We start from the raw sequence: 426 nt of genomic DNA, 5'->3' as shown, positions 1-426 counted from the left end.
GGATCAACACCCTGCTTCTCTGGTCGGAAGCGGTTTCGAGAGGCTTCGTCTCGCCCACCTGGATGACCTTTAAGCAGAGCATCGAGCTCAGCGGACATGTCCGCAAGGGCGAGACCGGCGCAACCGTTGTCTATGCCAGCCGCTTCACGCGCACGGAGACTGATGCGCGTGGTGAGGAAGTGGAACGCGGAATTCCCTTTCTCGAGGCCTATACGGTGTTCTGCGCCGATCAGATCGAAGGCCTTCCCGAGCAGTATTACCTTAATCCGGCACCCGCCACCGATCCGGTGGAGCGGATGCCCGTGCCGATGCCTTTTTTGCCAATACCGGCGCGGTGATCCGCCACGGTGGTAACCAGGCCTATTTCAATCCGTCTCTCGATATCGTACAGATGCCGCCGTTCGAAAGTTTTCGCGATGCTGGGAG

The 426-nt window shown here is 59.2% G+C and carries 1 pseudogene; it reads left to right on the top strand.

The features are described 5' to 3' along the window. Nucleotides 1-426, top strand: a pseudogene (locus EN780_RS37925) (ArdC-like ssDNA-binding domain-containing protein); the annotation flags it as partial.

Source organism: Mesorhizobium sp. M4B.F.Ca.ET.089.01.1.1 (assembly GCF_004022605.1).
GTDB classification, from domain to species: domain Bacteria; phylum Pseudomonadota; class Alphaproteobacteria; order Rhizobiales; family Rhizobiaceae; genus Mesorhizobium; species Mesorhizobium abyssinicae.
This window is presented reverse-complemented; position numbering and strand designations above follow the sequence as displayed.